Source organism: Aquiflexum lacus, from assembly GCF_015476655.1.
Lineage (GTDB): Bacteria > Bacteroidota > Bacteroidia > Cytophagales > Cyclobacteriaceae > Aquiflexum > Aquiflexum lacus.
This window is the reverse complement of sequence record NZ_JABFHF010000016.1, coordinates 42759-64630: the sequence shown is the minus strand read 5'-3', so window position 1 is coordinate 64630 and position 21872 is coordinate 42759. Positions and strand designations below refer to the sequence as shown.

The 21872-nt window shown below is 39.7% G+C and carries 14 protein-coding genes; 5 read left to right on the top strand and 9 right to left on the bottom strand.

Going from position 1 to position 21872, the window contains the following annotated elements:
- Positions 1 to 46: 46 nt before the first annotated feature.
- The 3 genes from HMJ38_RS14955 to HMJ38_RS14945 form a co-directional block, all read right to left on the bottom strand.
- Positions 47 to 3520 (bottom strand): hypothetical protein, encoded by a 3474-nt coding sequence (locus HMJ38_RS14955; RefSeq protein ID WP_194975223.1) that lies wholly within the window; start codon positions 3518 to 3520, stop codon positions 47 to 49.
- A 203-nt stretch (positions 3521 to 3723) separates the two neighbouring features.
- The gene (gene yaaA / locus HMJ38_RS14950) at positions 3724 to 4473 is read right to left on the bottom strand and encodes a peroxide stress protein YaaA (protein WP_194975222.1); all 750 of its coding nucleotides are present in this window, start codon (positions 4471 to 4473) and stop codon (positions 3724 to 3726) included.
- Positions 4474 to 4484: 11 nt separating this feature from the next.
- Positions 4485 to 9986: a gliding motility-associated C-terminal domain-containing protein gene (locus tag HMJ38_RS14945; RefSeq protein ID WP_194975221.1), complete on the bottom strand. Its 5502-nt coding sequence runs from the start codon at positions 9984 to 9986 to the stop codon at positions 4485 to 4487.
- Between the two features lie 82 nt (positions 9987 to 10068).
- Here HMJ38_RS14945 and HMJ38_RS14940 point away from each other — a divergent pair, with 82 nt between their 5' ends.
- The 3 genes from HMJ38_RS14940 (at position 10069) to HMJ38_RS14930 (ending at position 12914) form a co-directional block, all read left to right on the top strand.
- Positions 10069 to 11118, top strand: coding sequence for a PorP/SprF family type IX secretion system membrane protein (locus HMJ38_RS14940; protein WP_194975220.1), 1050 nt, complete (start codon positions 10069 to 10071; stop codon positions 11116 to 11118).
- A gap of 6 nt (positions 11119 to 11124) precedes the next feature.
- Entirely contained in the window at positions 11125 to 12357 is a 1233-nt protein-coding gene (locus HMJ38_RS14935; RefSeq protein ID WP_194975219.1) for a M48 family metallopeptidase, read from the top strand.
- Between the two features lie 215 nt (positions 12358 to 12572).
- Positions 12573 to 12914 (top strand): hypothetical protein, encoded by a 342-nt coding sequence (locus HMJ38_RS14930; protein WP_194975218.1) that lies wholly within the window; start codon positions 12573 to 12575, stop codon positions 12912 to 12914.
- A 104-nt stretch (positions 12915 to 13018) separates the two neighbouring features.
- On the opposite strand, the gene HMJ38_RS14925 is transcribed toward HMJ38_RS14930, so the two are convergent.
- Positions 13019 to 14713, bottom strand: a complete 1695-nt coding sequence (locus HMJ38_RS14925) for a GMC oxidoreductase (RefSeq protein WP_194975217.1) — start codon at positions 14711 to 14713, stop codon at positions 13019 to 13021.
- 11 nt (positions 14714 to 14724) lie between these two features.
- Positions 14725 to 15282 (bottom strand): gluconate 2-dehydrogenase subunit 3 family protein, encoded by a 558-nt coding sequence (locus HMJ38_RS14920; RefSeq protein ID WP_194975216.1) that lies wholly within the window; start codon positions 15280 to 15282, stop codon positions 14725 to 14727.
- Positions 15283 to 15372: 90 nt separating this feature from the next.
- On the opposite strand from HMJ38_RS14920, the gene HMJ38_RS14915 reads away from it, so the two are divergent.
- Positions 15373 to 16311: a sterol desaturase family protein gene (locus HMJ38_RS14915; protein ID WP_194975215.1), complete on the top strand. Its 939-nt coding sequence runs from the start codon at positions 15373 to 15375 to the stop codon at positions 16309 to 16311.
- Between the two features lie 26 nt (positions 16312 to 16337).
- Entirely contained in the window at positions 16338 to 17969 is a 1632-nt protein-coding gene (locus HMJ38_RS14910; protein ID WP_228780074.1) for a GH35 family beta-galactosidase, read from the top strand.
- A 152-nt stretch (positions 17970 to 18121) separates the two neighbouring features.
- Here HMJ38_RS14910 and HMJ38_RS14905 read toward each other — a convergent pair whose 3' ends face one another.
- The 4 genes from HMJ38_RS14905 to HMJ38_RS14890 form a co-directional block, all read right to left on the bottom strand.
- Positions 18122 to 18859 carry a 3-keto-disaccharide hydrolase gene (locus HMJ38_RS14905; protein ID WP_194975214.1) on the bottom strand — a complete coding sequence of 246 codons (738 nt, stop codon included), beginning with the start codon at positions 18857 to 18859 and terminating at the stop codon, positions 18122 to 18124.
- Complete coding sequence (locus tag HMJ38_RS14900) at positions 18859 to 19278, bottom strand: c-type cytochrome (RefSeq protein WP_194975213.1); 420 nt, start codon at positions 19276 to 19278, stop codon at positions 18859 to 18861. Before HMJ38_RS14900 ends, HMJ38_RS14905 begins: the two co-directional genes overlap by 1 nt.
- 25 nt (positions 19279 to 19303) lie before the next feature.
- Entirely contained in the window at positions 19304 to 20356 is a 1053-nt protein-coding gene (locus HMJ38_RS14895) for a sugar phosphate isomerase/epimerase family protein (protein WP_194975212.1), read from the bottom strand.
- A gap of 214 nt (positions 20357 to 20570) precedes the next feature.
- Positions 20571 to 21740: a Gfo/Idh/MocA family protein gene (locus HMJ38_RS14890; protein WP_194975211.1), complete on the bottom strand. Its 1170-nt coding sequence runs from the start codon at positions 21738 to 21740 to the stop codon at positions 20571 to 20573.
- Positions 21741 to 21872: the final 132 nt, after the last annotated feature.

Sequence of the window (21872 nt, the reverse complement as noted above, 5' to 3'; positions counted from 1 at the left end):
TAAATAATACGCCTCAAAATCAATGGTGTACAGTTAGATTTTGTGATCATTCAATCACCATCAATGACCTATAAATATTTTTTGGTGTATTATCAGAATTATTTTTTACTGAAATCTTAACCGAGTAAGTTCCAGGCAGAATGTAACCTCCATTAAAGTCTCCGTACCAAATACAATAACTTTCCCCTTCTGACAGGTTGTCTTTTGAACAAGAATAAATCAGTTGCCCCCAATTGTTATAAATCCAAATATCCAATCTGTTAACAAGTGAATTAGTATAGACCATAAAAGGCTTTTCAGCATCATTGACTTTCATCCCTGTGGTACTTTTAACCATTAATTCACAGACCTCATTTACCAAAAAATCGGTTGAATATTGACATCCTTCCAGACTCGTTACTGTTAGTGAATAATTCCCTACAGCAATAGGTTCCAAAACCCGGTTTTCCGATACCAAATCCCCTTCCAAAAACCATTGATAGGCCATAAAAGTACCTGGGTCAATCTTTAAATCACCTCCAAGACTAGGGCAAATCTCATAAACTGATTCCACCTCAGGTCTTATTTCATCCATACTTTTCATGACAATGATCATATCCCTTCCTAAAAGGCAGTTTATTTCATTGTACACCTCCACCTCGTAAGTACCTTGGTCAGTCACAGTGATTTCATCAAAATCAACAAATGTATCTAAGGTTATCTTTTGCCCATTGATATCAGTGAAATACCAATTGATTCTATTCACTTGATTTAGATCCGCATCCAAAGTTATGGTTACATTTTCATCACCTGGACAGAAGGGGGTTATAGTTAGTCCTCCGTCCAATTCAACAACAGGCTGGACTACTTCAAAAATTTTAATATTTGGTTGAGGACATACCTGACTCCCTTTAGGTCTAACCTCCAAAGAATAATCACCAAAGGTTTCCGGCACCAAAAACTCATCTTGTCCTACCAAATCCCCCAAATCATTGTACCAGAAAATGTCCACTTCAGAAATGTCATTTCCCTGCAAATTAGCCTTATAAACCAATCTACCATCACAGTTTTGTTCGTACAATTCGGGTTCAAAGTCAACTGGCCTACTTTTTTCTACCAACATCGTTTTTGTGATGGGACATAGCAAAACATCCGAATTCTGTGACGAAGAGGTGATGGTATAGACTCCACCTTGATCCAATAATAAAGGTTCTCCTTTTCTAAAATCCAACTGGGAACCATCTGGTAAAAACGCTATATATTTAAGGTCCAAAGAAGTCTCTGGATCCAATTCAAAAAAATCACAAACAATAATTTGCTCAGGTATTTCAAATAAGGCCAATTCAGAAGTCCTTGTGACTGAAACAAGACTCCTCCCAATCTCACAATCAAGGTCATTATATACGACTGCTTCGTATACACCAGGGTTATCCACTTCAATCTGAAGTTGGTTTTCAAATTCTATTAATTCAAGAGCATTTCCGTCTGTGTCAAAAAAGAGCCATTTGACAAATCCAATATTTTCGGCCTCGTTAACAATTCTAACAACAGAAAAATCCTCTCCGCAAAGTGGTTCAGCTTCCAGCAAAACATCAATCTTCAGGATCGGTTCATTTACTATAAATGGTTTTGCAGGGTTTGGACAGAATTCGCTATTTCTGGGCTGAACATCCAATTTAAATTCACCAAAAGAAGTGGGGAAAAGCACTAGATCAGTACCTACAACTTGATTATTTTCATTATACCATTTGATGTCAACTCTCCCTGGATCTGCTCCAAAAAGGTTAGCTTTATATTCTTGATTTCCGAAACAGTCTCTTGAAACCAATTCGGGTTCATATTCAACCGGAGAAGTCAGATAGACATCAAAGCTTGATTCCATTGGACAAAAAGCCCGATCCTGATCAGCATCAACGCCCATTATGGTATAATTGCCTTCCTGATCCAAAACAAATGCTTCACCTGATGTTTTAACATCCGTGGTATTGTCAGGATATGTTAATGTGAAGATTAGATTCTCATTGGTGTTGGGAATAAAATCAAATGTCTCACAGACAGTAATCCTGTTTGGAGTTGAAAAAGAAACCTGACCCTTACTTTGGATATTGATCCTTTCAGGACTTGGATTGACACAACCCTCCTGATTAAAAATTTCAAAATAAAAATTTCCTGAAGGGCCTGAGAATTCAAATTCATTATTCTCTATAACCCCAGAAAGTAATGAAACTCCACCTGTATTGTAAATGATATAATTGCGACCAAAACCTTCCTCTAACATTTTAACTTTAAAGCTGCCATCTATTTTTCCTCTATCATTACAGGTTTCACCGATTATTTCTTCAATAGAATAAAGCAAATCAGCTGAAGGGTTTGAAAGTGGAACTACAGCAGTCCTACCCGTTGTACAAGAACCGATAGCTCCCGAAGCCCGATAAACCCCTGCTTTCATACCTGGAATTCTTAATTCCACCCCTTGTTTCAGATCAAAAAAACGGGTAAGGTTTACATTGTCTTTTCTCAATTGAACATAATCCAAATCCACTGCAGGCAAAATTACAAGAACACCATCATCACTTTCACAGCTTTCAGATCCACTTTCAAAGTAAAATTGAAATCTAGGTTGAACAATTAAGTTTAAAGGTATCAAATCTGTTAATTTGCAATATTCATTATCCCTGTTATCGACTTCAAAAATAATATCATAATTGCCGGGACCATCCAAGATTCCTCTTCTAAAAACTAATGTATTGCCCTCTCCAAAAAGTGTTTTATCAATACTCCCTTCTTTCTGAAAAAACCACTGTCCAAAAGCTCCATTACTCGCCGATACCGTAATGTCTGTTCCAGAAAAACAAACCTCTGAATCGCTTATTGAAAGAGAATAATCCTTGGGTTGATAAACAAAAGTCGAAAGACTCACAGGGCAGGTAGCAATACCAATTTCCCCACTAATTTTAACAAGATTTACCCTATAATGATCAGGATTGTTTACTTCAATTGTATTTCCTGTTCCAATCATATTCCCATTGCTATCAAACCACTCGATTTGGTAGGAATTGGTATTCGCTGATTCAGGATTGATCAACGTTAGGGTAGCTGTTCCATTTTCACATAGTAAATATGAGCCTTCCAGAATCAAATCTGCACCTGGAATGATTTTGATTAATTTGCTACTGGAAAAAACCTCATGAATCCCCCTTTTTACAGTTAATTGGAGTTCAAAAGCTCCTTCATCTGAAAATGTATGGCTGAATGTTTGAAAGCCTCCCTCCCGTTCAACTATAACATTTCCATCGGTTCCAATAAGTCGCCAAAGGAAAACATCAGTGCTTCTGCCTCCACCAAAAAATTCACCGATAACATTCCCAAAATAAATACATAGCTCATCAGGTCCTGAAATAAAAAATTCTTCATTTAAGTGGTTTGCAAAACTGGTTTCGGGTGAAAAACTATCCCAATGAAATCTTGAAAGCGAATGAGTATGATTCCATCCACCTAAAATCAATATTAAAAAAATAGATATTGATACCAACTTTTTCATGCAGATTTGAAATAAGTTTATTTACGAGATTAGATCTCAAATCTACAATTTTATGTTTATTGAAAAAAGAAAAATTTGATTTAAAATACATTTTTTTTTATTTAAAAAGCAAATAAATATATAAATACTTAAATTCTAACCTAAACTTTATACGATTAACTTATTGCTTTCCAATAAATTATAAGAATATAGTTTGAAAAAAACTACCTGACGAATCTCCAAACTCCTTTAGCATCTTCTCCTGCAAATTCATACTTTTCTTGATTGAATCCTTTGAGCAGTTCGGGTTCATTGATTTTATTTTTTATGATATGATTTACCATCATTCCTCTTGCCTGTTTTGCGAAAAAGCCTATAACCTGATATTTACCATTTCTGAATTCTTGAAAAACAGGAGTGATAATTGGGCTTTTCAACGCTTTTTCATCTACAGCTTTGAAATATTCCGTTGAGGCTAGATTAATGATTGGCTGACCTAAGGCCACATCATTGATTGCTTTTGCAATTCTTTTCCCCCAAAACTCATATAGGTTTTTCCCCTTCTTATTTTCAAGCCTTATTCCCATTTCCAATCGATAAGGTTGCATAAGATCAAGAGGTTTGAGCAATCCATAAAGACCTGAAAGGATTCTTAAATGGTTTTGTGCAAAGCTGAATTCTTCCTCAGAAAACTCTTCAACATCGATATGGGTATAAACATCTCCTTTGAAGGCCAATAAGGCTTGTTTGGAATTTTTAGTATCAAAAGTCTTCTGAAAATCACTATATCTTTTACTGTTCAATTCAGCAAGATTATCACTGATATCCATTAGCTTTTTCAAATCATCTGTTGATTTTCTTTTCATAATAGAAACAAGCTCCATGGTTTCTTTTTGAAAATCAGGAAAAGAATAGGATTCATAATTTGCTGTACTCAAATCCAAAGTTTTTGCAGGCGATATAAGCGTAATCATAATTTTAGTTATTAATCGATCACCAAAATTGATTTGGTGACACTATCAGTTACATTTTGTTTTCTACTCGTATATTTCACTACTACAGGATAAACTCCCGTTGGTACCACTTGTCCATATACAACGCCATCCCATGAACATATACCGACTTCTCCATTGATATTCGATCTTTCGCAATAGAAAATAAGCTCTCCCCATCTGTTGAAAATAAAGACTTCTAAATCGTCAATAAAATCATTGGTGTAAACAATGAATTGTTTGTTTGGATCACTTGGAACCATTGCATCAGGGAATCTCACCCTTAAGCTACAGTCTTCAACAACCGTAAAACTGACGATAAACTCACACCCAAGATCATCGGAAACGGTCAATTCGTATTCTCCAGGCAAAGTTGGGGTGAACGTAGGATCTACAGACAATTCATTCCCATCTAAAGCCCATGAATAATTGGTAAATTCACCCGGATCCAACTGGACAACTACGTCTTCCACTGCACAAATCGTATAACTTGGAAGCAGTACAGGTGGTTCAACAAAAGATTGGGTAATTTGGATTTGCTCTCTTGCCAACTCACATCCATATACACTTGTAAGCACCATCTGATAGATCCCATCTTCCAAAATTGTTACGGATTCCAAACCTTCAAAATCAGGTAAAGGGATTCTGACATTTCCTTCTACCCTGAACCAATCTATCGCGGTGACCAAAGAAAAATCTGCTTCTGCGGTAATTACTGTAAAAGCGTCTTCAGCACAGAATGGCAAAGCTTCCAGCTCCAGTTCCACGTTGTCGATAAACTCTTCAACGTCAAATTCAATTATTCTGGTCGGGCATAAGCCTCCATTTCTGGGCTGGACTTCGATAGAATATGTACCTGGACCTGGAGGAAAAAACTGTTGGTCCCTTCCAACTATTTGTCCGGAGTCATCCCTCCAAAAGAAATTAGCATTGTTCGGATTGAAGTTGAACAAGGCTACACTGTAAGAAACTCCCAAATCACAATCAACTTCAGGATCGCTCAAAGAAAAATCAATTGGATCGGATATTCTTACCTGTGCCAAAACAATCTCACTTGGACAAAGAATCCCATCAGGATCAAAAGCCTGAAAAGTATAAATTCCGGTAAATTCCAGAATAAAACTGCCGTCTTGTTCCTGTGTTATTGGATTACCATTCGGTCCAATTACAGTAAATTCAAGTTCGTCGGTTCCTTGAGGAATATATATGAATTCGCCACAAGCACTTAAATCAGTTGGTACTGAGAAAGTCACCCTTTCGGCAATGTCAATGATATATAAATTACTATCAGTAACAGCACAGCCCAATTCATCTTCTAACACCAATAGGTAAGACCCACCCGCCAGAGGGATGTTTAAAGTAGTTGTATTGGTAAAAGTATCAGAGAATTGCTGCCCATCTTCTTCCCTGATCAGTCTATAAAATCCCGATTGAGGCCCGTCGGTAAAAGTTATCGTCAATTCCCCGTTATTCACCCCTGTATCTGAACAAGTTTCTGGTGCTAGGTCAACATCATACTCTGAAATACCAGCAGGAGGGTTTAAGTTTTGGACCACAACTGGCAAAATAAATTCGCAACCAAAATCACTGGTAGCTCGAACAGAATAGATTCCCGGCTCAAGATTAGTGAACACCGGTAAGACATCTCCTGCAAATACATTAGTAAAGGATTGTCCGGTCTCGATGATGGAAACAAGGTCAGCGTCTGAAAGCATCGTCACTTCAAAACTACCATTCGAAGCAACGCAGTCATCTGCCTCAGTCAACACAACTGCTTCCATGGCAGGAAGAGGCCATACCAACAGCTCAAGAATTTTCTCCACCAAACAATCATCCAAAATCGGATCTTCTGTCACGAAAATTATTTCATATATACCAGGTGAAGGTAATGAACTTGGGATTAATTGAAGTTCATAAAATTCGCCAAGAGGCACTCGATCGGTGGTTCCTTGAATCTGATAGAACCACTCACCTGAAACCGGGGTATCAGGTGCAAATACAACCAAAGATTCATCATAACAAACCTCCTCAGCCGATTGGGTCAGTTCAAATTCAAAAGCAGGACCTACAAATACGGATGCACTCGCTGGGCAAGGATTGAAGAAATCCTCAGGCACATCTGCTGGCCTTCTATAAGAAACCGTAACTGTGAAAATACTTTCTTCGTTGACAAAAATCGTATTTGAATTTTCGTCTCCGAAAAGTTGACCTGCTGCATTTCTCCACTCAAAATCATACAATCCTTCTGCAGGATCATACCCATCAATGGCTGTCAAACTGATTGGAGTTCCCAAACAAAGCGTTTCTGCTTGCGGCAATGTCAATTCCGGTGGAGCAACCACCAATATTTCTAAAGTGAATTCGGCATACTCCGGATTTCCGCAACGATCAACCCTGAGATCAACAGTGTAATTCCCGGGCCTGTTGAATACGTGCTCAAGATTTTGGAAATCCTCTCCGGGACCGCCAAAATTTGACAGATCAGTTTCCCCATCTTCATGGGTAACTGTCCAGAAATAGCTATCAATATCCGGTTCCCCTCCGCCTTCAAACAAAGCTTCCGCACTATCTGGATCCAAACATAGTCTGTCAGGACCTGCAAGTGCGGGGTCAGGAATGCTGCTTCCTGATTGTTGAACAAATGATGGAAGTCCTAGATTAGTTGTTCCTAAAAGTGTGGATGTTCCATTTTCGGTATAGTTGCTGTTGTTACAATCCTGACCGGCATTAATGGATCCCAAAACATTTTGACCTGGCCGGGCAACGTAAATCTGTCCATCCGGTCCAATCTGTAGTGCGCCAAAAGGTCCTGAAGAACTTAATACATTTCTTACAGCGGAATTCAAGATACATGCCTCCCTAGCAGCCCTGTTACTTGCATTTTCAAAACATGTTGCACATGCCAAATCATCATCATCATCATCGTTCTCAGGGGCTTTGATCAAGAACTCCTCTACTTTTCCTCCGCCACCACGATAAGAAACATAAGCCCTACTTCCATCATTGGAAAATTCCAAACCATAGATTTCTTCGTTATTGCATCCCAAATCCAGAAGAGCATATTCAGTCATTCTTCCCGTATTTTGATTGAAGTCAAAAATTTCCAATCTACTACAGCTACCATCCTGTATGGTAACTGCCACCTGATTTCCATCAGGACTGAACTTCATGGTTCCGACACCTGTATTGAAACCATGATTGGAACCTACCGAAGAAAACACCGGACTTCCTATACCAAAAGTTGACACCGGATAAGCTCTGAAAGTATTATTCCCCAATTCATGAAACAACACCCATGTGGTGTCCCCTGAGGCTAATGCAGCAGAATGCTCAGTACTTGGACTAAAAAGAAAATTGTCTTTGGATACTACATTCCCAACTCCAGTTGGATTTTCAACTTTAATATCCACAACCGAAAATTTAACTTCATTGGTGCCGTCAGAAGCCTGTTGGGTAGTAAAAAGATAGAAGATAGTTTCATCTTGAGGTACCGGAACTGCAATGACACTTTGGGAAGCCTGATTGCTTCCTCCGATGTCCTCACCGTTTTCCATCAGATTCCCATTTAAGTCCCAAACTGATTCCCCATCAGTGAAGAAAAGGACTTGTCCTGTTTCGTCAGAAATGGTAGTTGTCCCTGCGGGGATATTCTGATTATGGCCTACAGGTCTTGGAACAGGGGCATTTGGATCATTAGGGTCCGGATTAAAATCAAGTCCCGCACCATCACCAAAATACCAAACGTTGTTACTTTGATCATTCAAATCCCAAATTCTCACCCTGATACTGCCATAAGCATAACATTCTGAGCCTGGTTCTCTAACCAATACCCAATAAAGGCCCGGTAGGTCAACGCAATTGTCCTTATCTGACCTCCATTCCCTGATATTGGACCAGAAATATTCATAATTCCCGGTTTGTCCTCCCTGTCCTGGTTGTTCTCCTTGGCCATCACCTTGTTGGACTTCCAATAAAGACCCAATATCGACGCATGGTCCTTCACATACCGTAGTATCCTGTGCACTGAACTGTACCTGAAGGTCATTGGGTATCAATTCAATGGTTTTATTAACTGTCAAAGTTGAACCATCCGCAAAGGTTACTGTCAAAGTCACTTCAATACTCTCATCACCTGTAGCTTCCTCAGGAATAAGGAGATGCTCTTGTGTAAAATCTATATCAATGGGATCCCCTTCCTCATCGACCAAAGGAGGAGTAAATGTCCATTCAAAACTGACAGGTCTAAAGTTTGCAGGTGTGATCTCACTGGTCAATTGAATAGGGTTATTACCACAGGGCTGCTCTGGAGTCCATGTAAAATCAACTGTTGGACTGATATCTTGATTGGGTGCAAATTGAGGAAAAATCCTTCCACAAAAATCAGTGCCATCAAATGGATCTTCATCCAATTCAATTTCTTCCAATTCCTCTTCATCAGGATTGTCTACCCTTCCGACCAATTGTGGACCTCCATCCACTTCCTCGTATATGTAGTAGAGTTTACCATCCGGCCCAACCTTAACATCATAGATTTTAAAAATTTCGTTTTCGAGAGGGACCACCTCAGGATCAGCCCCAAGATCATCAGATGGTACCCTGAACAATTGATCTCCTCGGGAATAATAAATAAAATCGCCATCTGGTGAAAATGAAGCTCCTTCGATAGAATCTGTACCACCTGATTGCGAAATATCAGAAATAGCTCCAAAGGTACCTGAAGAAGTATCAAAATCTATCACTTGAATATCTTGACCGGGATTTTCCGGAATCAAAATAACTTTCTGAGAGGATTCATCAAAAATCATTGCTTTTGGAGTGAATGAAAGGCCTGTAATAGAAGTCTGGACAAACTCCCCTTCATTGTCACCCAATCTTCTGGAAACTAAGCTACCTCCTTCAAAACTGATCAAATAAGAGGGTGACTGGGGCGTTTTCACGACAAGTATTGCTCCCTCAGCATTACTAATGGTTATATCCTTGGTAATCATTTCGCCCAAGGGTGGTTCGTTGCCTGTTGCCTGACCTGGGGCATTCATATCCACTAGGGCATACTGCAATTCTCCCGATGGACTGATATAAAAAATATAATAGAGCCTATCTCCCTCCGGATCATAATCCAATACTCCAATGGCCAATTCCTGTCTTCCATCGATATTACCATTAATTCCCGGAGCCATCCCTTCAAGCGACTGATTGTTGGCATCATACACAAGGACACCATTGGAGTAAAAAATTATGTTTCCTGAAATAGGATCAATGGCAACTGCATTATTATTTTGTCCGACGATAGTTCCCTGAGGGAGGTTCCTGACGATAGGATCTCCTCCTTTGCCAAAAGACAGATAATTGATTTCACCTGTTGGACACTCTCCAAATATCCATTCGTTGTTGTTGAATCCCTGCGAAAAAGAGTTGCTTGAATACAGGAAAAAGCTTAGTAAAAACACTAACCTAAAAAATAAAATAAATCTTATGGAATTTATAAGGCTTTTCATAATTTACACGTTGCTTACTAAACAACAAATCCCCGTAAACGTTTAGAAGCTGGGTTTGGTCATTAACATAACGAATAACTACTTGCAAAGGTCTTATTTACTTCGTCTTTTTTTTATTCCTTTGATTCTGATCATTGGAACGGGTTTTTTGTCGGCCCAGGATCCGCAATACAGCCAATATTATGCTGCTCCATTATACCTGAACCCTGCCTTTACTGGCTCTGAACTGATGCCTCGGATTGGGGCAAATTACCGAAATCAGTGGCCAGGTTTGGATGCGCAGTTTACAACTTTTTCCGCATATTTTGATACTTATCTTGATGACTATAATAGTGGCGTCGGATTTATGGTCATGAACGATGTGGAAGGTGGTGCAAAATTAAGGTCCTTTACCGCAGCAGGTTTATATTCCTATGAGTTACGGGTAGGTGAAAATGCTTACTTCAGACCGGGTTTCCAGGCTGCTTATATCAGAAGAGATATTGGATATTATGACAACTTGATTTTCGCCAATCAAATAAACCAAAATGATATTTTTGGCCCTACTTTACCAAGTACTGATCTTCTTGGAGCAGGTGAGCCTGTGGATTTGTTTTCTCTTTCCTTTGGTGGATTGTTCTTTACAGATAAATTCTGGTTAGGAGTTTCTGCACACCACGTAAACGAACCCAATCAATCATTTATTGAAGGTGTCAGCCCGCTACCTGCAAAATTTTCAATTCACACTGGCTATAGAATAGCCTTAGGAACAGGTGGTTACAGAAGAGACTTTACACACCTTAGGAAAGAAAGATTTTTATTGCCTACAATTAATTACAAACGGCAAGGACCGTTTGAACAATTAGACATCGGAGCCTATTTACACATGGAGCCCCTTATTCTGGGATTATGGTATAGGGGACTTCCATATAAACCTGTCGAACAACAAAGCAACAGGGATGCAATTGTATTTATGGTAGGATTCAACCTTCCCACTGGTATGAGTATGGGATATAGTTTCGATTACACAGTTTCCCAATTGGGCATACAAACAGGAGGAGCACACGAGGTCAGCATATCCTTCCTTTTGGCTGACAGAAACCAATCCAAAACCAGAAAAAGAGATACCTTGCTCCCTTGTCCTAAATTTTAAATGTAAATGGAGCCAATTTGGATTAAATACCTGATTTTGGGTATTCTTGGTTTTGGTTTTTTTTTCGAAAAAACCATCAGCTATCTTAATGTAAAAAGACCTGTTCCTTCAATTCCAAAGTCATTGGAGGAATATGTCAGCAGCAAAAAATTAAATGAATCCAAAGCCTATCAATGGGTAAATTTTAGATTTGGTTTTCTTACCAGTACTATCGCCTTTTTAGTCACCTTTGCCTTTATCTATTTTGGTTTTTTTGGTTGGTTGGACACCTTACTAGGAGGAATGGTTTCTCATCCCATCCTACTTTCCATCTTATATTTTGGGATTGTCTTTATTGGATCAGACCTCCTTTCTATTCCTTTTGACTACTACCATACCTTTGTAATTGAGGAAAATTTCGGATTCAACAAATCTACTTCAAAAACCTATTTCTTGGATAAATTGAAAGCTTACATCATTTCAATAATTGTCGGAGGTGGTTTGCTTGCAGTATTACTTTGGCTGATTCATCAAATGGGGAAAGATTTTTGGTGGCAATTTTGGATGATTTCAGCAGCTTTTATGGTTTTCGTCAACCTATTTTATACCGCATGGATTCTGCCTTTATTCAACAACCTCACACCTTTGGAAAATGGTGATCTCAAATACATGATCGTCAATTATGCCAAGAAAGTCGATTTCCCGCTGAACAACATCTTGGTAATGGACGGCAGCAAACGATCTTCAAAAGCCAATGCATTTTTTTCAGGGTTTGGAAAAAGAAAAAAAGTGGTCTTGTATGACACATTGATCGAGCAGCATACACCTGATGAACTGGTAGCTGTCCTAGCGCATGAAATCGGACACTATAAAAAAAGACATATCGTTTCGGGTATGTTTGCATCAGTAATTCAGGTGGGTGTATTACTGTTCATTTTGGCACAATTCATTCATAGTGAAAACATGAGTCTTGCGCTAGGGGGAAATCAAATGGCAATCCATTTAAACATTATCGGCTTTACCATTCTTTTTTCTCCTATTTCATCCATTTTAGGTATTGCCATGAATATGTTAAGCCGAAAAAATGAATTTGAAGCGGATGCTTTTGCTAAAGAAACTTATGATGGAAAACCGCTTGCTGAGGCGCTGAAAACCCTTTCAGTGAATACACTCAGCAATATTAATCCACATCCTTTTTATGTTTTTGTCAATTACAGCCATCCTCCCTTACTGCAAAGACTTAAACGACTGGAGAGCTGATATCCAAAACATCCTCAAAAAAGTGTTAAATTTTACTCATTTGGATACCCTCTTCGGTTAAAATACTTTGGTGGAGAGGTGGGGTATAAATCACCTAATCCTTAATTAAACTAACTGTAATTTTTACATTTTTTCTGAAAATTCATGTAATGCAATGATTGCTTGAGTAAGGTAAATTTGATTATCATTTATTTAGAATATAAACCCAAGAAAACATGAGCCAACAAGAAAATGAAAATCGCAATTCTCAGGATGAGGAGAAGTCTATCCAGAAAACCAATGAAGAAAGTGGGAGAAATGACCTCAATCCAACTGACCGCGACGAAAGAGATACTGAGCGGGAGTTTGATCTTGATGGAGATAAAGAGAGAAACCTTGATATTACTTCTGAGTCCAAAGATTCTTACAAAGATGGGGACATAGACGAAGAGGAAACTGAAAGAGAACTACCTCCACATGAGGATCCAAATGTAAATGCCGATAGTGAAAGCCGTGAGAAAAAATTCGGGACAATGAGAAATCAACCCAATGTTAGGTCAGTAGGGTCAGAGAGATAGAAAGTCGCTTTGATTATCAAAGCATAAGAGTTGTGTAAAATAAATTACAACAAAAAAAATCCGGTTGGAAATCCGGATTTTTTTTGTTGTAAATTCTGACTTTTTCACAAATTTCCCCTATTCAATTCTTCCACGGCATGATTGGCTGCCCTGGCAGTAAAAGCCATAAACATCAACGTGGGATTTTGAGTACTGGTGCTCGTAAAGCTTGCACCGTCTGTTACAAAGACATTTTTGCAACTGTGAAGCTGATTCCATTCATTCAACAAGGACGTTTTGGGATCTTTGCCCATCCGGACTCCGCCCATTTCGTGAATGTCAGATCCTGGCGCTGCATGTGAATCTTCTACTTTGATATTTGTAAACCCTGCCCTTTCATACATTTCTGTTTGTTGCTCTATAAAATCAGCAGTCATTTTATCATCATTGTCAGTCCACTCCACCGAAAGAATAATCTTTGGAATCCCATACTTGTCAGTTTGATCTGTGCTGAGGCGCATGTGGTTGGATTCGATGGGAACCGTCTCTCCTTGCATCCAAGCAGCCAAATGCCAATTCCCATATTTTTGGTTCAAAAGATTGTCACGCAATTCATGCCCTATCATGCTGGTATCAGAACCCAATCCCCTACCTCCAGACATTCCAATGGAGTAACCTCGAAGGAAATCCGTTTCTTGTTTGAATACATTTCGGAATCTAGGCACATAGGCATGGCCTGCATGTCGGCCTGCTGTAGCTTTGTCAAAATAACCTTCAAACGTAGCACTTCCTTTTCCTCTATAATTATGGCAGGCCAGGAATTTCCCCATCAAACCATTGTCATTGCCTATCCCATTTGGAAAACGTGATGATTTGGAATTTAATAGAATGGCATTTGAGGCAATCGTCGAAGCATTGACAAAAATGATTTTGGCATAAAAATCTATAGAATCTTTGCTTTCTCTATCAATTATCCTCACACCAATGGCACGACCTTTTGACTCATCATAAATGATGGATTCAACTACGGCATCCGGTCTAATGGTCAGGTTACCTGTTTTTTCTGCCCATGGAAGTGTTGATGCATTTGCTGAAAAATAGCCCCCATAAACGCAACCTCTATTGCACATACCTTGATTCTGACATTTGTATCTACCTTGTTGCTGGTGGATTTCCTGTGGATCTGTAAGGTGGGCACACCTACCCTGAATCAGGTGGCGGGTTCCATAATTTTTCTTTAATTGTTCCTTATAATGATTTTCTATACAGCTCAATTCAAACCCTGGCTGTACGATAGAATCCGGGAGTTCTGCTAAACCGTCCCTTCCACCTGCAATACCAGCAAATGTTTCTACATGATCCAACCAAGGTTTTAAGTCTTTATACCTGACAGGCCAGTCCACGGCGAAGCCGTCCCTAGCTGGACCTTCAAAATCATAATCAGACCATCGCTGGGTTGCCCTTGCCCAAAGTAGAGATTTCCCACCGACATGATATCCACGAAACCACCTGAAAGGTTTTTCCTCAATAATCGGCTGCTCATCTTCAGCCATAGCCCAATGCAAGGTCTCTTCCCTTGCCCATTTTCCTGCTCCAACTCCTGATCTTTTTTCGATTGGGACTGTACCTCTGAATTCAAATTCCCACGGAGCCTTGGAAGCAGTTGGATAATCTTCTATGTGACGCACCATCCTTCCCCTTTCGAGCACCAAAGTCTTTAGGCCTTTTTCACATAGTTCTTTGGCAGCCCAGCCACCACTTGCGCCGGAACCGATTACAATGGCATCATAGGTGCGTAATTCTTTTGAATCTTGTAACATGATATTTTGGGTTATGCTTGCGATGTGACTTGCACACATCCATTATAGAAACCGGGTGCAACCTGATATCCTCTATAATCGACCATTACTTTTTTGACAGTAGTGAATCCTGTTATGGTCTGTGATTTCATCAGAACAAAAAAATTTTTTTCGTCTTCAACTTGAGAAGAATCGTAGGATAGTAGCAAAGCTTCTCTCTCCTTCTGAGTAGCACTTTCAAATGATTTTCCAAATTCCGTTTTTGATCTTTCAGACAGAGATGTCAGCTGTGCCTTGATCATATCCTGTGTCTCCTTTTCGTAGCAATGCTCAAAAAGCCTTATTAAATACTTGTCCGTACCGGTGCTCAATGCACCAATGGGTTGGGCATCAGGAGTCGGAATGTCTGGGGGAAGACCTTCTGGTATTATAGTGTCTGCGATAGCGGAAATCAGTTTTCCTTCCATGAAAGTGAAAAAGCCTTTATGGGTCAATTGATCTATAAGTTGCCATTTCCAATCTACTATCACCAATCCGGCAATACCCGTTACAGTACCACCGAGGATTTTAAGTGATTTTCTTCTGTTCATAGGTGTCAATTTGGAATGTAATAACTGTGTAAGATAAGGTATAGCTTTTTAAAATAGCACATCCTAAAACCTAAAATCTATCAATGGAAAATGGAAGGGATTGATGGGAGGATTAAACTTGGGAATTTCAAAAATAAAGCCGCCCAAGAATATCCCGATTTCAATTTATATTTAAATTTACTTCTGAATATGATGGGTAAAATAGATTTTAACTTGAATTGGCTCTTGGGTACTGACTATACGCAACCCATGAATTTTCTGTTCATTGCCTTACTCTTATTTTCAGGGATTTTTATAAGATATTTGATCTTGGCAATGATCTACCATGAGTTGGTTTACAAAAAAATTGGTGATTACCAACCTCATCGAAGGCTACACCAACAAATCAAAATACCGCAGGTGAAAAAAGAGATTTGGTATTCTTTTTTGGGGGCGGTTATTTTTGCTATCTCAGGTACACTATTGATTATTTTTTGGCAAAAGGGAAATACCAAGTTGTACACAGATCTTAAGGTTATGGATTTGCTATGGATGCCCGGAAGCTTTTTCTTATCTCTTTTTATACATGAAACTTATTACTATTGGCTCCACAGGTGGATGCACCGGCCAAAGGTACTTCGCCATTTCCATCATATTCACCACAATAGTCTTTACACTAGTTCCTTTACTTCTTTTTCTTTTCATCCGATTGAGGCGATTTTTCAGGCCGTATTTTTACCGGTTTTAGTGCTCTTTCTACCCATGCACTTTACAGTATTATTAGCTTTGTTGGTTACCATGTCCATAACGGCTGTAATCAATCATGCTGGTGTGGAAATATATTCCAGTTCGGCTATCCAATCTCCAATTGCTCGGTGGATGGTCGGTGCTACTCACCACGACTTGCATCATTTGAAATACCGTTGCAATTATGGTCTATATTTCACATTCTGGGATGTGTGGATGCGTACAGAGGACGCTGGATTTGAGAAGCGATTTTTAGAGCATACATCAAAGAAAAACGTAGATAAGATCAAGTCAAATTCCTGATAGCATTAAAGAAAAAAAGTAGAAAAATGAAATATTCGCTAATCCTCTTAATTTTTATTCTTCATTTTCAATTTGTCTTTAGCCAAACAAACACCCCTTCTTTGCAAAAAGTCGGAGATCGTTACCAATTAGTTGTCAATGGTAAACCTTTTCTCATGTTGGCTGGTGAATTGGGAAATTCCACTGCAAGTACCATGGAGTCGATGGTTCCCGTTTGGCCTAGACTCAAGGAATTGAATCTCAATACAGTTTTGCTACCGGTCTATTGGGAATTGTTAGAGCCGGAAGAAGGTAAATTTGATTTTGAACTGGTGGATAATTTGATTCTGGAAGCTAGGAAAAATGACCTGAAACTTGTAATTCTTTGGTTTGGTACCTGGAAAAACAGTATGTCAAGCCATGTGCCTGCCTGGGTGAAATTGGATCAAAAGCGCTTTCCCCGGGCCAAAAGCCATACTGGGGAAAGTCAGGAGATTCTAACACCATTTTCAGACGAAAACCTTCAGGCTGACCTGAATGCCTACAAGCATCTCATGCGTCGTATCAAAGCATTGGATGCTGCCCATCAGACTGTGATCTTAATGCAGCCAGAAAATGAAATCGGCATGCTACCTTCAGCAAGGGACTACCATCCACAGGCAGACCAAAAATTCAGTCAAGATGTCCCGAAAGGGTTGATGGACTATCTGGTCAAAAACAGACAGAAATTAAATCCAGAATTCGCCGCAATCTGGAAAACCAATGGCAACCAAACAAAAGGAACTTGGGAAGAAATTTTTGGTAGTGGATTACATACAGATGAGATTTTTATGGCCTATTATTTTGCCGAATTTGCAGAGCAAGTGACCGCAGCAGGGAAGAAAGAATATGATATTCCCGCTTTTGTCAATGCGGCACTAAACCGTCCAAATGTAAAACCAGGAGATTACCCAAGTGCCGGACCACTTCCCCATCTGCTCGATGTTTGGATGGCAGCATCCCCGAGCATTGACTTTTATTCTCCTGACTTTTACAATCCTGATTTCAAACATTGGAATGACCTGTATGTAAGGCAAGAAAATCCCTTGTTTGTCCCTGAGCATGTTTTTGACAATACAGTAGCTGCAAAAGCTTTGTTTGCGATTGGCCATTATGAAGCCCTGGGGTTTGCTCCATTTTCAGTCGAGCAGATACCCGCCAATCCTATGAGTCCAAAGGAAGAAAAGTTGGCAAAAGTATATGAGGTCCTTGAACAGTTCAAACCATTATTGGATCAAAACAGAGGTCAAAAAAGGATGGAAGGAGTATTATTGGACAAAGAAAACAAGGAGTCTGTATTTCAATTGGGAGATTATGAGTTCACAGCAGGGCATACCTTCAACTTAGGCTGGGAACCTAATGCCAAATCAGAAGATTGGGAACCTGCAGGAGCAGTAATCGTGCAGACTGGAGAAAAGGAATTTTATTATGTGGGATTTGGGGTTTCGCTGAGGATGAAAAACCACAAAAACCCCAATTCAAGAGTCGGTATCCTCAAGACTGAACGTGGTTATTTTAAAGACGGAGAGTGGATAGTTTATCGCCACCTCAATGGAGATCAGACGCATCAAGGAAGGCATATCCGTTCTTTTGTTGATGATGTATCTATCCAAAGATTTTCTTTGTATGAGTATGATTGAAATGATTTTGATAATGCAAACTAAAGTGAATCATAAATCTCTAGCATAAAAAACTGCTAGAAAGAAGAAAAAAGGATTGAAATTAATTCCGGTATAAAAACAAAAGACCCGAGGACAGATCTCAGGTCTTTAATATTTAAATATTTCTACATTCAGAGTCTCTTTATTCTGATATTCCTGAACCAAACCTCATCTCCATGGTCCTGAAGGGCGATTTTCCCTTTTTTGTATTTCCCAAAACCAGGCATGTCTTTGAATTTGGAGTTGGCTACCATTTCGTCCCATTCAGGAGTCCACATCGTGGTAGCCACGACCAAAACGCCATTCAAATGTAATTCCAGGTTACCGTCTTTGGCAATGATTTCAGCAAGATTCCATTCTCCGACTGGCTTAACTGTCTCTTCACTTGATTCTATCAGGTCATAAAGATCACCTGCACGATGGGTAGTGATTTTGGCATCAGGATGTCCATCATTATCCAACACCTGCATTTCAGGTCCTGACATATAAGAGTTCGGGTATTCTCCAGAATCATTCACAAAGAAGATAATGCCAGAGTTTCCATTTTTAGAGATTTTCCATTCCACTTGAAGGTGATAATTTTCAAACTCATCATCAGTTACGATATCTCCTCCATCACCTTTCTGCCAATCATCTTTGTTTTTGGCATCCAAGTAAATGGCACCATCTTGAACTTTCCAAGCTTTACCAACTTCTCCGCCGCTATATTTGGACCAACCTTCAAATGTCTGTCCATCAAATAGACTTTCCCAATCGCTTTCTTGCATAACCGGTTTGGTTTCTTCATTTACCTGCTTTTCCCCACCATCACAGGCAAATGCTGAAAAAGCCAATGCCATTAAAATATATACTGACTTTCTAAAGTGCATTATTTCAGAATCAGGACATATTTGACAATTGTTTCAACATCTTCCTCACTTAAATGAGGATGTGCTGGCATAGGAACTTCTCCCCATACACCTACATTACCTTTGATCACATGCGCTGTCAGCATGGCTACATTTTCCTCTGTATTTTCATATTTTGCAGCTACATCGGCATAGGATGGGCCTACAATTTTCCTTTGAATCATATGGCAAGCAGTGCATCCTGCTTCCTTGGCTTTGGCCGAACCGGCTACAAAAACTGGGTCGTCTTTATATTTTTCCTCCATGCTTACAGGCGCTGCAGCAGGCGGCGGAGTAGATGTAGTTGTTTCTGTGGAAGAACTGGAACCTCCACCACCACATGAGTAGGTCAAAGCTGAAACGGCAATTAAGCCAATGGTCAATGATCGAATAATTTTCATAATTAATGTAAAGATTGATAGTTATTTAAATTCCTAATATTTTTTTATTGAAGGACTCATCTGCCCCTGTTCCGGCAAAATCATCAAAAGCCTTCTCCGTAACCCTAATAATATGATCTGCTATAAATGGCGCTCCTTCAATGGCGCCTTGTTCAGGATGCTTGATAGCACATTCCCACTCCAAAACTGCCCAGCCATCGAAATCATATTGAGAAAGTTTGCTAAAGATACCACTAAAATCTACTTGACCATCTCCCAATGAGCGGAATCTTCCTGCGCGATCTACCCATCCTTGAAAACCGCCGTAAACTCCTTGTTTTCCTGTAGGATTGAATTCAGCATCCTTCACATGGAACATTTTGATCCTATCATGATAAAAATCAATGAATTGTAAATAGTCCAGACACTGTAATACAAAGTGGCTAGGGTCATAAAGTATATTTGCCCGTTTGTGATTATTTACTTTTTCCAAAAACATTTCAAAAGTAATGCCATCATGCAGATCTTCTCCGGGATGGAGTTCATAGCAGACATCTACTCCATGTTCATCGAATGTATCCAAAATCGGCATCCACCGCTTTGCCAATTCTGTGAATCCTGTCTCCACCAATCCCGCAGGTCGCTGTGGCCAAGGATATACAGTATGCCACATCAACGCCCCAGAAAAAGTTGCATGAGCTGTTAATCCCAAATTCGCAGAAGCCTTTGCGGCAAATTTCAATTGCTGTGTTGCCCACTCACTTTTGCCTTTTATATTTCCTGCAAGGTTGGAAGGGGCAAAACCATCGAACAACTCGTTGTAAGCAGGGTGAACTGCCACCAATTGTCCCTGGAGGTGGGTGGATAATTCCGTGATTTCCATCCCCGTATCATTGACAATGCCTTTGATTTCATCTGCATAGGTCTTGCTTTCAGCAGCCTTTTGAAGGTCAATCATTCTTCCATCCCAAGATGGAATCTGTACCCCTTTATAGCCTGCATTGGACATCCATTCACAAATACTTTTTAAATTATTGAATGGCGCTACATCATCCGCAAATTGCGCCAGAAATATTGCTGGTCCTTTTATGGTTTTCATAGGTTTATTTTATTTATGATTGTAAGATTTTAAAATTGAAAGATTACAGATTTTAAGATTGGAAAATTTCCCCGCCTCCTGTTCTCGCTTCTTGCCTCTTGGCTCCCCGATACTCGGGGCAGACTTTGGCTCTTTGCTCTTGTTTCTTGGTCCTTGATTCTTGGTCCTTGTCTCTCGCTCCTGCCTGGCGGCAGGCAGGTCTCACCTCTCCCCCTCAATATTCCACCTCAAAAGGTGTCCATTTCATTTCAGAAGCTGAGCTTTTCAATACATTTTCAATAAAAGCCATTCCTCTGATTCCGTCTTCTGCTCCAGGGAAATCCCACCATTCTGCTTTTGGCTCCTCTCCTTTCCTAAGCGCATAAATACACCTGGCAAAGTTTCTGTAAATATTGGCAAATGCCTCAATATAGCCTTCAGGGTGTCCTGCCGGAGTTCTGATATTTTCATTGGCCAAGGACCCTAAATAACCTGTACCTGCCCTGTAGATTTCATCCGGTTTATCCGGCCATCTCAACCTGAGGGTATTATTGTCTTCCTGTTGCCATTCCAGACCGGCTTTATCTCCGAAAATCCGAATTTTCAGATTGTTTTCACAACCTGCATCAATTTGCGAAGCGGTCAGAATTCCAGATGCATTGTTTTCAAATCTCATTAACACTGCGCCATCGTCATCGATTGGCCTTCCATCGACTTTGATATCCAAGTCTGCACAGATTTTCGCCACTTTAATACCCGCTACATATTCTGCCAAATTAAATGCATGCGTTCCAATGTCACCAAAACAACCTGCTTTACCATTCCTTGCAGGATCTGTCCTCCACTCTGCCTGTTTATTGTTTTCATGTTCCAATAGTTTATGCAGCCAACCTTGGGGATATTCTACATATACTTTCCTGACTTCACCAATTGCTCCATCAGCTATCATCTGCTTCATTTGCTTGATCATGGGATAGCCTGTGTAGGTATGAGTCAGGCAAAAAAGCTTATCACTCTTTTTGATGATCTTATAAAGTTCTTTAGCCTCCTCATAATTCAGCGTCATTGGTTTGTCCAAAACTACATGAAATCCACTTTCCAAAGCTTTTTTCGTTGGATCAAAATGAACATTATTTGGAGTTACAATACTGATGATATCAATTCTCTCTGATTCTGGCAATAAGAGTTCTTTGGAGATCATCTCATCATAAGAGGTATAAACCCTCAACGGATCAAGCATCAAATCTTCACCTGCCTGTTTGGACTTTTCCGGATTGCTACTAAAAGCCCCTGCTGTCAGTTCTATCATTCCATCCATCAGGGCAGCATTGCGGTGTATAGCGCCGATGAAGGCTCCGGGGCCGCCTCCGACCATTCCCATTTTCAGTTTTTTCTGAGTTGCCATTGGTTTTTAGGTAAATTGGTTTTAAAGTTTATTATTTTGGGTTAATTTTCCTGAAAGATAATTTATCCTCTTTATTCGCATAAAGACGAAATGAAATAAATGATCAGTTGCAGTAAGATGTTATGAATGGTA

Bases quoted from the DNA above. Each gene is read 5' to 3' on its own strand.
- HMJ38_RS14925 (WP_194975217.1), bottom strand. From the start codon at position 14,713: ATGTTACAAGATTCAAAAGAATTACGCACCTATGATGCCATTGTAATC.
- HMJ38_RS14935 (WP_194975219.1), top strand. From the start codon at position 11,125: ATGGAGCCAATTTGGATTAAATACCTGATTTTGGGTATTCTTGGTTTT.
- HMJ38_RS14955 (WP_194975223.1), bottom strand. From the start codon at position 3,520: ATGAAAAAGTTGGTATCAATATCTATTTTTTTAATATTGATTTTAGGT.
- HMJ38_RS14910 (WP_228780074.1), top strand. From the start codon at position 16,338: ATGAAATATTCGCTAATCCTCTTAATTTTTATTCTTCATTTTCAATTT.
- HMJ38_RS14890 (WP_194975211.1), bottom strand. From the start codon at position 21,740: ATGGCAACTCAGAAAAAACTGAAAATGGGAATGGTCGGAGGCGGCCCC.
- HMJ38_RS14895 (WP_194975212.1), bottom strand. From the start codon at position 20,356: ATGAAAACCATAAAAGGACCAGCAATATTTCTGGCGCAATTTGCGGAT.
- HMJ38_RS14945 (WP_194975221.1), bottom strand. From the start codon at position 9,986: ATGAAAAGCCTTATAAATTCCATAAGATTTATTTTATTTTTTAGGTTA.
- HMJ38_RS14915 (WP_194975215.1), top strand. From the start codon at position 15,373: ATGGAAGGGATTGATGGGAGGATTAAACTTGGGAATTTCAAAAATAAA.
- yaaA (WP_194975222.1), bottom strand. From the start codon at position 4,473: ATGATTACGCTTATATCGCCTGCAAAAACTTTGGATTTGAGTACAGCA.
- HMJ38_RS14930 (WP_194975218.1), top strand. From the start codon at position 12,573: ATGAGCCAACAAGAAAATGAAAATCGCAATTCTCAGGATGAGGAGAAG.
- HMJ38_RS14900 (WP_194975213.1), bottom strand. From the start codon at position 19,278: ATGAAAATTATTCGATCATTGACCATTGGCTTAATTGCCGTTTCAGCT.
- HMJ38_RS14905 (WP_194975214.1), bottom strand. From the start codon at position 18,859: ATGCACTTTAGAAAGTCAGTATATATTTTAATGGCATTGGCTTTTTCA.
- HMJ38_RS14920 (WP_194975216.1), bottom strand. From the start codon at position 15,282: ATGAACAGAAGAAAATCACTTAAAATCCTCGGTGGTACTGTAACGGGT.